Source organism: Draconibacterium sediminis (assembly GCF_000949475.1).
Taxonomy (GTDB): domain Bacteria; phylum Bacteroidota; class Bacteroidia; order Bacteroidales; family Prolixibacteraceae; genus Draconibacterium; species Draconibacterium sediminis.
Genome location: NZ_JRHC01000001.1, coordinates 820,442 through 833,386 on the forward strand (window position 1 = coordinate 820,442; position 12,945 = coordinate 833,386).

The 12,945-nt window shown below is 39.4% G+C and carries 9 protein-coding genes; all 9 read right to left on the reverse strand.

The features are described 5' to 3' along the window. Nucleotides 1-2 precede the first annotated feature (2 nt). The 9 genes from coaD to LH29_RS03425 all read right to left on the reverse strand — a co-directional run bounded on the left by coaD (nucleotide 3) and on the right by LH29_RS03425 (nucleotide 12,881). Nucleotides 3-479 carry a pantetheine-phosphate adenylyltransferase gene (gene coaD, locus LH29_RS03385; protein WP_045026106.1) on the reverse strand — a complete coding sequence of 159 codons (477 nt, stop codon included), beginning with the start codon at nucleotides 477-479 and terminating at the stop codon, nucleotides 3-5. A 65-nt stretch (nucleotides 480-544) separates the two neighbouring features. Continuing rightward, nucleotides 545-2,761: an APC family permease gene (locus tag LH29_RS03390; RefSeq protein WP_045026107.1), complete on the reverse strand. Its 2,217-nt coding sequence runs from the start codon at nucleotides 2,759-2,761 to the stop codon at nucleotides 545-547. A gap of 96 nt (nucleotides 2,762-2,857) precedes the next feature. Further along, on the reverse strand, nucleotides 2,858-5,125 hold the full coding sequence (locus tag LH29_RS03395; RefSeq protein ID WP_045026108.1) for a glycosyltransferase family protein: 2,268 nt from the start codon (nucleotides 5,123-5,125) through the stop codon (nucleotides 2,858-2,860). 40 nt (nucleotides 5,126-5,165) lie between these two features. After that, on the reverse strand, nucleotides 5,166-6,749 hold the full coding sequence (locus LH29_RS03400) for an ArnT family glycosyltransferase (protein WP_045026109.1): 1,584 nt from the start codon (nucleotides 6,747-6,749) through the stop codon (nucleotides 5,166-5,168). 34 nt (nucleotides 6,750-6,783) lie between these two features. Beyond that, nucleotides 6,784-8,340: a glycosyltransferase family protein gene (locus tag LH29_RS03405; protein ID WP_045026110.1), complete on the reverse strand. Its 1,557-nt coding sequence runs from the start codon at nucleotides 8,338-8,340 to the stop codon at nucleotides 6,784-6,786. A 9-nt stretch (nucleotides 8,341-8,349) separates the two neighbouring features. Then, on the reverse strand, nucleotides 8,350-9,096 hold the full coding sequence (locus LH29_RS03410; protein WP_045026111.1) for a glycosyltransferase family 2 protein: 747 nt from the start codon (nucleotides 9,094-9,096) through the stop codon (nucleotides 8,350-8,352). 106 nt (nucleotides 9,097-9,202) lie between these two features. Then, a complete protein-coding gene (locus tag LH29_RS03415) occupies nucleotides 9,203-11,608 on the reverse strand; it encodes a heavy metal translocating P-type ATPase (RefSeq protein ID WP_045026112.1) in 2,406 nt (801 codons plus the stop codon). Between the two features lie 20 nt (nucleotides 11,609-11,628). Continuing rightward, nucleotides 11,629-12,390 carry a sulfite exporter TauE/SafE family protein gene (locus LH29_RS03420; RefSeq protein ID WP_198152337.1) on the reverse strand — a complete coding sequence of 254 codons (762 nt, stop codon included), beginning with the start codon at nucleotides 12,388-12,390 and terminating at the stop codon, nucleotides 11,629-11,631. 50 nt (nucleotides 12,391-12,440) lie between these two features. Continuing rightward, complete coding sequence (locus LH29_RS03425) at nucleotides 12,441-12,881, reverse strand: FixH family protein (protein ID WP_082063397.1); 441 nt, start codon at nucleotides 12,879-12,881, stop codon at nucleotides 12,441-12,443. Nucleotides 12,882-12,945 lie beyond the last annotated feature (64 nt).

A 12,945-nucleotide genomic window follows, 5' to 3' on the forward strand; every position in this document is an offset into this window, starting at 1 on the left:
TGTTATTCAATTTTAAACTCGCTCATATCCAGTCCTTTTGGCAGGAACAGGCTTGCATCGCCGCCATGCGAGACAATATCGCGAATTATACTTGCGTTAACCGGTGTATGTTCCGGCAGGGTGAGCAGAAATACCGATTCAATCTCGGGATGCATTTTTTTATTGATCTGGGCAATAGAGCGTTCGTATTCAAAATCGGACGAGGTACGTATACCTCGTAAAATGTATTTTGCGCCCACCTCTTTACAAAAATCTACGGTCAAACCTTCGTGTAAGCGAACCTCAATGGTAGGTTCGTTTTCAAAAACCTGGTTGATCCATTTCATCCTTTTTTCAATGGGAAAGAATGGTTTCTTATTGGCGTTAAAACCGATCATGATATAGATCTTATCGAACATAGAAATGGCACGCCGAACAATCGACTCGTGTCCTACTGTAAATGGATCAAAAGATCCGGGGAATATGGCTATTCTTTCCATTTTGAATCGTTTAAAGTGCTTCAAAATTAGCTAAAAATGCTAAGTGTAAAAAACGAAGATGGCGACTAGTTTATTGCTTTTGCCCGGTTTGAGCTCACAAACAGGATGTTACCCAGATCGTTGTAGCCTTCGCTGAATTCTTCAATATTTCTCAATGCATCAGTAGAAAAACCAATGATTGTAAGGTCGGCATCGGCCGAGTATTTCATGATTTTGCTTTTTCGGTCGCCCGACTCAAACGTTACCATCGATATATTCGACGGGCTGATTGGCAAACGTCCGGCTTTTATCAATTCCAAAAGTTGATTGCGTTTTTCCTCAACTTCCTGTTCGGGATACAGCGCAAATATTTTAATTTTTCCTTTTTTCCACTCGGGGTGGCCTAAAATAATGTAGCCCAGCAAAATCATTAGATTAGCGTTTACATAGTCTTCCGGGCTTATCCAGATATGTATCTCCTTCTTATAACCAAAACTTTTGTACGATGTATTCAGAATACAAATGTCGAAACCTGCCGATTCAACAATCTGGTAGTTGCCCGTAATTTCTTTCAGATTCCCCGGATCGGTTCTCGAGAATTCAAACAGAATAAGGTTGTTTCCTTTGCCTGATATTCCTGAAAGTTGTACCACCTGCGCAATTGCAGAAGTATATGATGGCGAAATTATCGTGTCGAGATAAACGCGGTTCTGACTGCCGGCCGAAAGTTGAATCAGGCGGTCGAGAATTTTCTTCGATTCGGTTGTATTCTTCTCGTTCAGCAAACCTTTTATAAAATGGATGTAGGTTCCAAAACCGTATTTGTACGAAATCCAGCGCATAATATCGAATGCCGAGCGGCGTTTAAACGTATCGTGCGAAATACAAACACCAAATGGTCGCCAGCTTTTATCTTTTTCGCTGTCGGCACGCTGCAGCATAATTTGCAATTGGCGGCTAAGCTGGAAGATTACTCCACGGAACAATTTGTTAAGTCCCTGGTTCTCCTCGTTGTTTAGCATGATAACGTAATATATTATTGCCATAATTACCACCGAAACAGCTGCATAAGTGGCATTCATCTGAAACATTAACCACAACGACGAAAGCGTTCCGATAAGCGATAAATGCCAGCTTGAACGGAAGGTTGGACGGTAGGCCGGATCGGCGGCAAAGTGCTCCAGCAAGGAGATGAGGCAGATGGCACTGTAGGTTACCATAAAGAACATGGAGATGATTTGCGCCACAAAATCAACATCGCCAACTACCACAAAAACAAAGGCAATAATAATAGTTATCAGCGATCCGTTAATGGGTTCGTTATCATTTTGCCTTCCTTTGGCAAACCAGCGGTTTAAATGGCTTTGTGGAAAAATATCGTCGTAGCCGATGGCTTGTAATGTTCGTGGTGCAACCATTATCGATCCTAATGCCGAACTTAAGGACGCAGCTGCCAGTCCGATTGGGATTATTGGCCCCCAAATGGCAATTTTGCTCATAATCAGCTGGTCGGCCACTAAATCTTCGGGTGTTGCTGAAACGGCAAATTTGTAGGCAACAGCAATATATACCAACATGCCAACTACGGTTGCCCACAAGGTCCCGCGTGGAATGGATTTTTTAGGATCTTTTAAATCGCCCGAAAGTCCCAATCCTGCTGCAAGCCCGGTAAATGCCGGGAAGATAATGGTGAAAACAAAAAAGAAATTCAGGTTATTGGGAATTCTGCTGTGAAAATTAACCACTTCGGGTTTTATCGTTGAATCGCCTAAAAAGAACATGGCGATAGATGTCAATAAAATGGCAACTACCACGTACAGCGCTTTCATTCCTACATTTGCCCCTTTTGTAAGAATTAATCCCGAAAGTAAAACCATGGTCGGAATGGAAATCCACCTTCGGTCGGGGATGAAAAAGTTATAAGTTTCACCAATCCATTTTATTACCGGCTCAAAGGCTTCGCCAAAAGCAATTACATAAAAAGCTACACTAATGGCCTGCGAAAGGTATAGGGCAATTCCAATTGCTCCTCCAATATTCAATCCGAACGAGCGGCTGATAATGTAATAGGCACCACCACCTTGCACGCGTTGGTTGGTAGCAATTTCAGCAACTGCGAAAGCAGTAGGAATGGTAACAATATGACCTAAAACGATAATGCCAATAACGCCTATAAAACCAACCTGCCCAACAGCCCAGCCAAAACGCAGAAATAATATTGCTCCGAGTATGGTAGAAAGTGCCGTTAAAAAAACCGGCAGGGTGCCAAATTTTGCATTTGTGTTTACCAGCGATTTTGCCATAGTAACTCTGTTTGTGATTTTAAAGGTGAAATATAATTCTGAAATTTCAAACGATTTTAGGATATTTAGTCGGATTCATATAGATAAGAAACATTTTTATAACGGGTAGTTGTTGAAAAAATTCTGATTGGATGTTTTTACCAGAACTTTAGCATTTAAAGGCATTACCAGAAGGTTGTCAACCGAAACATATTCGTCGTTAATTACCAGTTGGAGGGTATCTTCGTGGTGTAGTTCTACTATTTCCGAAACACGAATCCATCCGTGATACGTGTCGTGCACGTGTCGGGTGTTCATTTGTCTGTAAAACTTCTGCTTACCTTCTGTATTAAACACTTTCACCTCTGCTTTGGGCATGTCGTATTTTCTGCTGTCGACAAAAAGCCAGAATGACAATTCGTACTTTCCTTCCTGAAATTGAGCGCCAATCTTTTTATCGAGTAAAACTTGTTGGTCTTCTCTACTGTAAAAAGAGGCATTCCCACTAAAAACGGTTGTAGCAGAACCCTCTTCAAAACCATTAAATAGAATTGAGTTTATAGCTGTATCAGTTGCAATTTCTCCAAACGACTGTAAGTTTGGAATCTCCGATTCGACGCTATCGTGCCACTCATTGTAACTGTCATGAAATATGGACAACGGCAGACGGGACAGCGTGATATATTTATCTTCCCAAAAAACTTCAGCTTTATTTTGCAGCCATTTTTCCCGTTCGTTCAACTTTTCTTTTGTGCAGACCAGCAAAATGGGTTTATCGTTCATATCGTCGAGCCGGGTTTTTCGAATGGCCGGAGCTGCCAGCATTTGAATACTGCTGAGTGCCTGCGAAAAAGAAAGCCTTGGCGAAAAGCTTTGAATAAGTGGTAATCCGGTGTGATAGGAACATTTCATGGCTTCGGAAAAACCATTCAGGCTGTGTTCAAATAGCAGCTTGTCTCCGCAGGTGCTGGCAAAGGGTAAAAAGAAAATTGCCTGAAACTCGTTGGGATCCACTTTTGCTTCCTGAAAACGTGCCAGATATTCGCTATCGATCGATTCAAATTTGTCGTTCTTATTCAATAATCCGCGTGTGCTTCGTTTTATATTTACTCCGGCATCTATGGCCCAGTAGCCAATTACCAATACCAGCAATAGGGTTGCCACAGCCGGTAATCCTTTCATTTTTAACAAACGGAACAAACGATAAATAAACCAGGCGGTGTAAGCCGTAAACACATAGTAAAAAATCCATGTAAATCGTCCCAAAGCCCGAAACTGTTTTACCGGAGGAAACACATCCAATAACCAATCGAAACCATATTGAAACGGAATACACATTGAGAATAAAAGAATCAGGATGGAAGCGTAAAAAAATACTTCGATCTTTTTTGTGGGTTTAAAAATCTTCCAGCTGCTTTTCCTTTTACTGATCAGGTTGTAGAAACCGGTAATGAAAATTGAGACAGCAAGTAAAGCAGACGGTAGCCCAACATATGCGCGTCCTTCCCATTGAAAATCCATATTGATATGATTTCCCAGAATATTTTTCAGTTGCGAACCCGGAGGCAGGAAGATGCTAAAAAAGTTGGCGTGGAAAATGTAAAACCCATAGGGATTATCTGGCCGGTCGGAAACCCAATCGGTTGCAGAAACCATACCTTTTACAATAATCAAGGGTATTACTGCAATTGCAAATAAATACAGACCGGTTTTCCAATATTCCGAGAGTTTTTTTCTGTGGTTCCAGCACTCCACGATCAAAACACCGAAGAGTAAAATGGTATAAAAAGCCACAAAATAGGCGCTCGTAAATCCTCCGATTAAGGCGGCAAGAACCAGAAGGATCGACCAAAGTATTCGTTTATCACCTAGCCTCCAGCGGATTAAAAAGTACCAGGACATGGGCAGAAAAACGGCATAAACCATTTCGAAGTGACCATGAACCCGGTCGAATTGAGGACTAAGAAACAGTATGATGAGTGATATGATTCCGGCATACCAACGGGGGAGCGAATAGTGCCGGAGAATAAGAAAAATAAAGGGTAGTGCAAGAAGAAAGAGTGCCAGCATTGTAAGGTTTAAAACAGCTATACCGTGATTGGCAAGCGGGTAAATAATGTTGTCGATAAACTTTACAATCTGTACATAAAATGGATGCGAATTAATGTATTGCAAATGGTCGCCGTAAGGATAGTTGATTCCATCGTGACGAATGCCATCGTCGTATTTTAAATAGTAAGAGAAATTGAAATAGCTTTTTAGTGCATCGCCACCTTTCGAATATAAAATAGAATTTGGGTGTTGAAAAACGGGTTTAAGGTTTAAGAAAAGTATTAGTATTGCTATTAGAGTAAGGAAAAATATTATTAGCCAATTTTTTTTCATGAATAGTTATTTAGGAACCAATTTTCAAGTATGGCTTAAATTAAAGTTTAAAAATACTGACGTTTTTATATTCGCCAATTTTATTTTGAAGATAGGGTTTGAATTCCTGATGTCCTATTTCATCAATGTCGTTAACAATCAGGTATTTTGCGCCAATTGATTTGAACTCTTCTATTCGTTCTTTAGGTTTCCCTTTAGTAGGAACATAACCATAATCTGTAAATCCTTTTTGATCCATAAGTACCAGTGAGATGTTAATACTGTTGTCAGGAATACTTATTACGAGATCTTCCCTGTTTATTCCTAGCGATCGCAAATACGGAGTTATTGACTCTAATGCTTCTGTTGTATTGCGATATTTGTATTGTTTATAAGCGTATAATTCCTTCTCGGCTTCCGATAAGGCAATATCATATTTTAGTATCGGATCATTTACATCATATTTCAATCTGTTCATCATACTTGTTAGGTAGATTAATGTCACTACTCCTGCAAATGCAATTAATTTCAGGAGTTTACTCTTAAAAACCACTGTAAACCTGTTTTTAAATTCACTTAAGAATCCCAGTAAAATAAGAGGGATTAGAATGAGTAAATTGATAAGGTAATAGTCGTGAACATCGAAAGCTTTGAACCATAGTAAGATGTAGAGTGTAGCGCCGATAAAAGAAATAAAGATGATTAGTAAGTAATTGCTCCCCTTTTTTACCAAAAAAATAACATTAATCAATAAGAGAATACCAATAACCGCCAAAGCTTTTTTATTGAAAAATGACGGAAGTAATGTAAAATACAAGCTTTTCCATATTTCATTTCTTTCTTCCTGATTTAAATCCCAAATGGGAAATAAATCTTGAAGAAAGATTCGATTGTTGGTAGAATTATAGTGGTCGGTATATTTTACCCAAACAAAAATAATAGTACCAATTAGAATGTATGGGACGAATTTACTAAGCTGTTTGGTTATTTGGAAACCGGATTTTCGAAAATCAGTTATGGTTTGTAGTAGTTGAAATGAAAAAAATGCAACCACAATGATTAAAGAAGTTATTTTTAATAATCCGGCAATTGTGAAACATGCAACTGCTATCCAAATCCATTTCTTTTTGCCGGTATCGTTAAATAAAAAGTAGCACAATATTCCTGTTAATGAAAGCCCAAAAGCCGGAGCGTTGGGAAGAAAGTTGTTGGTGTAAAATACCAGTGCCGGTGATGAAAAAAGAAAAATGGGAATAAATATGGCCCAAAAGTTATCTTTAAGTATTCTGTAAGATATTTTATAAAGCGAAAATAATCCGCTAAAAACAAGTAAGATATTTAACCCTCTGTATATAAAATATTGTTTGCCAAATAATGTCCAAAGTTTAGCTACCGTATAATATATAATCGGGAATTCGGATATGGTTTTCCCATTTCCATTGGGGCCGGTCCAATGAACTTCAGGTTCGAAAAAGTTTAAGCCTTCCTTGTAATAATTAACAGCAATCGACAAACAGTCGGTAGCCCTCCACATATGCGGAAACCATGGCCCTTTTAGAATAATCTCGTGGTAATTGTAAAGTAAACTTACCAGTAATAAAATGAACAGAAATAGTACATTCTTATTTTTTATTTCCACTTTCATCCTTTTTCGTTTGAGTTGGCAGATTGTTTATAACTTACTTCTCTTTTATATAAAGTTTTAGCTCACGCTCTGTAGGCAGATCTACTTTTTTATACCCGTTTTTTTGTGCAAACTCAACAAGTTTTAACTCTAAATCTCCAGGGTAATAGCCTGTTAAAATGGCATCCGGTTGATTGGTTTGCATAAAATTATCCACCTCTTTTTTCGAGATAATATTAAACTCTTTTCTTGTATCATCAGGAATTGAGTGTGAGGTACGCCAAATGAACGGGCTGCTTACAAATTCTTTATAAATTTTAATGGAATCACTTTCTAAAATCTCCGCAGGCGATAGCGTCAACACTTTTGCTTCACCATTTATTGCTTCATCAACCAAAATGCTTATTCTGTGTCGGCTAAGCGCGTACCATGATTCCGTTGTTTTCATGTCATATGCTTTTTTATAGTTCACCTCTAAAGGTGGAATTATCGATAACACAAAAAACAGGATGGCTACATAGTTGAAGTATTTCTTTTGCGTGCCAATAGTATAAAAGATAACAACAATCAGAAAAATCGATAGCGGATATACATATTGAATAATAAGTAATTTACCAACGGAGAGGTATACCAGAAATGGTAAAGTAAGGAGCAGAACATTAATCTTGAAATTTAACCTGTTGTCTTTTACAAGGTTGAAAGCTTTGAGTATCATCACCAAAATTAGCCCTGCAAGAAGAACTGATGATTGCCATTTTTCCAGCACCTTATCGATAAGTTCCGTTAATTTTTCACCTAAGGAAAGTGCTGCTCCGGGTTGAGCCTTCATATCGATTTTAAAATGAAACTGGTAGATATCGAAAAGAAAGCCTTTGGGGGCAATCGAAATTAGAATGAACACAGGAATCAGTCCTGCAAAAACACCAAGCGAAAAGTATAGGAACTGTTTCAGCTTAACTGTTGTTGTCTCTTTTTGAAACAATAAAATACTAAGTGCAAACGGGATGATGAAAAAAATGAAATGCATTCTGAACCCAACTGCAACTCCCAACAACAATCCACTAATTGCTGCTTTTAGCGGAAGCCGTCTGCTTCTGCCGGTTGACGAAAGCACTAAAAATGACAGCATTGAAAGCAATAACGGGAAGTCGTAGGTAAATCGTGCAAAGGCATATTGTACAAAAGGATTGTACATTATAAATAATAGAGCAGAAGCTCCAACAATGAATCTGAATATTTGGTTTTTACGATATAGTGAGTTTTGTATAGAATAAAAAATAAGTACAAGCATGGTAAAAAAAGATGCCAGGCTAATAATTCTAGCACTTAATGTAAGCGATGGTGTAAACTCAAGAATTAAGGCGTATGTAAAAACATAGTAGGGCATGTGTATTAACCGGTAATCTTTGTAGGGAAGTAGTCCTTCGTCAGCTGTTACCTTGGCTCCTGCATTATAAGGATTGTCATCATGATCAGTATAGTTCTGCATATTCCTTAAAAATGCAGACTGAAGGATAAAAGCAAACAGAACCACAATCAAAACCTTGTATAAAGTTGCTACAAATCTGTTTTCTGACGGACTATCAAGAAATCCAAGATCAAAAATTCTCATTTTCTCTTGCTACTTATGATTAAAAATTTTGTTCTTAAGCAACCCCCACTTCTGCAAACGATATTGGCAAGCGGTTCTTAACACACCAATGGCATAAATCGTACTGTTTTTAATGCTGATTGATGAAGCATCATCAAAATATTTAGTTGGGCACGTTATTTCGGCAATTTCGTAACCGGCATACCAGGTTTGAGCCAGCATTTGGTTATCAAAAACAAAATTATCAGAGTTGGCATTGTAGTTTATTGTTTCCAGTACTTCGCGCGAAAAGGCCCGGTAACCGGTATGATATTCTGAAAGTTTTGCATTAAGAAGAATATTCTCAATAAAAGTAAGTCCGCGGTTGGCAATGTATTTTATCAGCGGCATGCCACCTTTAAGCGCTCCTGTTCCTAAAATCCTTGACCCCAAAACCACATGATACAATTCGTTTCCAAGTAAATTGGCCATTGCCGGAATAAGCTTTGGGGTGTACTGATAATCCGGATGAAGCATAATTACAATATCAGCTCCAATTTGCAGAGCTTTGTTGTAGCACGATTTTTGGTTTCCGCCGTAACCTTTGTTTTGCTCGTGAACCACAATGTGTTTAATACCGAGTTTTTTACCAACTTCAACGGTGTCGTCGTTGCTCATATCATCTACCAGAATTACGTCGTCAACAATATTGAAATCAATTTCATTATAGGTAATTTCAAGTGTTTTGGCAGCATTGTAGGCCGGAAGCACCACCACCACTTTTTTGTTGTTAATCATTCGGTTTATAGTTTTACCCTATAAAAATAAAAAGAGTTGGCAGATTTTATTGTTAATAGCGAAGTTTAGTTTACCTCGTTATTTATTAGCTACTTGTTTTGAAGCCTTATGCCAGAATTTTGCGCAATTTAATTCTCCCCGCTAAGCGTGTTGCAAAAGTTGCAAAAGCAACTACCGAAACCGATGAAATTGGCATTAAAATGGCAGCTACCACCGGAGAAAGATTTCCGCTGAGGGCAAAGGCAATTCCTACAATATTGTAGCAAAATGAAATAATGAAGCTGAGTTTTACGATCTTCAGCGAAGTTTTGGTGAAGCGGATAAAATTAGCCAGCTGATTAAACTGTTCGGCTTCCAAAACGGCGTCGCTGGCCGGCGAAAAATGGTAAACTTTATCGGCAATGGTTAAGGCCACGTCGCTTTGCATTAGCGCACCGGCATCGTTTAAGCCATCACCGGTCATCAACACGGTATTTCCTTTGTCTTGTTGCGATTTTATAAACGCAGCTTTATCGCCGGGTTTCTGATTGAAAAGCATGTGCTCACGATCGAAAAATGACGAGAGGTTTTCAGCTTCAGCATTGTTGTCGCCCGAAATTAGGAAAAGGTTAAAACCTTGTTTCAATGAGCTTAACACGTTTTTAAAACCTGAGCGGTAATGATTGCTGATGGTAAAGTGTCCTTTCAGTTCGTCTTCAATCGCTACATATACAACCGATGTTTTTTTCTTTGTTGTGGTTGGTGTATTTGTTACATATTCTTCCGATCCGATTCGCAGATTCAAGTCATTTACTTTCCCAAAAATCCCCCGCCCGGCAACTTCTACAAAGTGCTCCGGATTATGGTATGCTGATCCGTTGAACGATTGCGAAAGCGCTGTACTCAACGGGTGTGTCGATTGACGCGTAAGCGAAAAAACAGCTTCTTTTTCCGATGCCGAAAGTTCTGTTCCTGAATACACCACTTTGTTTTGATTGGGCTGAGTTAAGGTGCCTGTTTTGTCAAAAACAATGCTGTTGATGTGCGATAGTTTTTCAATTACATCGGTGTTTTTAATGTACAAACCGCGCTTACCAAAAATGCGCATGGTGTTGCCAAAGGTAAACGGAATAGACAACGCCAGGGCACACGGGCAGGCTACAATTAGTACAGCCGTGAATACAAAAATAGCCGTGTGGTATTCACCCCGAAGCGCCCAAAAAGTAAAGCCAAAAATAGCGATGGCAATTACTATCAGGGTGAAGTATTGGCTAATCCGGTCGGACAAGGTTTTTAATGAGTCGCTGGGTTTTTCGTACGATTTATCCTGGTTCCAAAGTTTGGTGAGGTGACTCTGATTTACCTCTTTCTTCACCTTTATCCGTATAATTCCACCCATTTGTCGTCCGCCGGCGTAAATAAAGTCGCCGGGCTTTTTAACAATTGGTGTCGATTCTCCTGTAACAAAACTGTAATCGATTCGGCCCTCTCCGTCAACCAGCTCTGCATCTGCCGGAACGAGTTCTTTGTTGCGGATGATCAGTTCATCATCCACTTCAATCTTTTCAATCAGAATGCTCTCTTCAATCTGTTTATTGATTTTGGTAACCGCAATGGGGAAATACGATTTGTAATTCCGGTCGAACGAAAGCGCTTCGTAGGTTTTGCTTTGGTACCATTTCCCTACCAACAGGAAAAAAATGAGGCCCGATAAACTGTCGCTGTAACCCGGTCCGCCGGTAAAAATCACTTCGTAACTGGTTACCAGGAAGAGCACAATAATCCCTAGTGCAATAGGCAGATCGATGCTGATGTTCTTTTTTATCAGGTTTTTAATGGCCGATATGTAGTAGTCGCTGCCACTGTAAAAAGCCACAGGAATGACCAAAATATAACTGAGAATACTAAACAACGATTGTAGTTTATCACTCAGTGGTTCGCCGTTAAAATAAGCCGGCAAACTGTAGGTCATTACATTAATAAAAACAAAACCCGCAACCCCAATTTTATACAAAAGCTTTTTGTACGATTTGTCGTCTTTTTTGTCGCTTAAACTTTGCGACAGATCGGGGATGTAATGAATGGATGCCAGCAACTCAACCACTTGCCGCAGCGAAATTTCCTTTTCGTCGAAAGTTATGTCTACCTCTTTGCGGGTAAAATTTACAAACGAATGGCGGATTCCCTTGTGCAGTTTATGCAGATGCTCGAGCAACCAAATACAAGAGGCGCAGTGGATAACGGGCACATAAAATTTTACTTTCGATATGCTGCCTTCAGAAAACGAGATCAGCTTTTCCTTTACTTCATCGTTATCAAGAAAAGCATATTTATTGCCGAATTCAGTTATGGTCTCCACCTTTATTCCAGGCGTTTCTTCCAGTTTGTAGTAGTTGTAAAGTTTGTTTTCGTTTAGCAGCTGGTAAACCGTTTTGCAACCGGTGCAACAAAAATTCAGTTCGTTCCACACCACCGGGTTACTTCCGCAATCGGCACCACAATGTACACAGTTATTCTCCTCCTTTTTCCCCATTTCCCAAGATCCTTTTTCTGCTAATCTACTTTACAGCAATCTCCTTTTGTTTCAGTATGCATTGTTGCACTTTCTTTTTCCAGACTTTTTTCAAATTTCTGCTCAATTTTTTGTTTTGGCGGACTCAAATAGGGGATGCCCAAACTTAATCCGCGCAATACAAACAAAATTCCAACCACAACAACCAATATAGGAATTAATTTGTTGATTCTTTTTCGTACCGCTAAACTCAGTACGTTTCCTGCCAGCGAGATGGCCAGCAGCATGGGGATAGTTCCCAAACCAAACAGGATCATATACAACGATCCTTCGGCAATACCGCCTGTGCCGATGGCTCCGGCAATGGCCATGTAAACCAACCCACACGGAAGTAAACCATTAAGCATGCCAATAAAAAACAGACTTTGGAAAGAGCGGATCGAGAACATTTCACCGATTTTCTTTTTCAGTTTACCCACTGCCGAAAACCAGCTTTTATCCATCTTGTACTGATTTTTGAACAATGTGGGAAACAGCACCGAAATGATCATCAAAGCTCCCATAATCACCGATACCTTTTGCTGAAATCCGATGAGTTGAAGACCTTGTCCGAGAAGCCCGAAAATAGCTCCCATCATTCCGTAGGTTAAGGTGCGCCCCAGGTTATAAAGGGTTCCTCCGAATATTTTTTGCGGAACGGTGTTGCCATGTAGTGGCAAAGCAATGGCGATTGGTCCACACATTCCGGCACAGTGAAAACTGCCCATCAATCCTAAAATAAGTGCTGATATAAAAATGGTCATGGCGCTATTGATTTGAACAAAAGGTTGTAATTGATTTAAAGGTAGTAAATTTACTGAATATTTACCGGGCGGTCGATTTCATATCGTAAACCGTTGGTATACCATGTGAATTTTAGAATGTACCGGCCGGCTATCAATTCGGTTTTTGGGAATTGGACCAGAGTGTTTCCCGCTAAAATTTTGCACCTGATATCTTTTGTATAATCCGACGGGCGATACAATTGCATATTGCCGGAATCGATTTTTGTCGCCAGATTATTCTCAATATTGACTATCAATGCCTCGTTGTTAAGGTTCACATCAAACGACCGGGAATATGGTTTCGAGCGGGCATTTACATTCATCTGTTCGGTGTGATCAACACCTTTTTCGTAATAATTTTTATGCACCAGGTTTACCGGTTGGCGCACTGCAAATACAATAAAAACAGCCGATCCGGCTAAAAACAACGCCAGAAAAAGAAATATCCCTGTTCCCCAATTAAACTTCATTTGTTTTCTTTTTTATTATTCCTGTTTCCTTCTTTATTTTTTACTGAAAAACTGCGACTGTCAA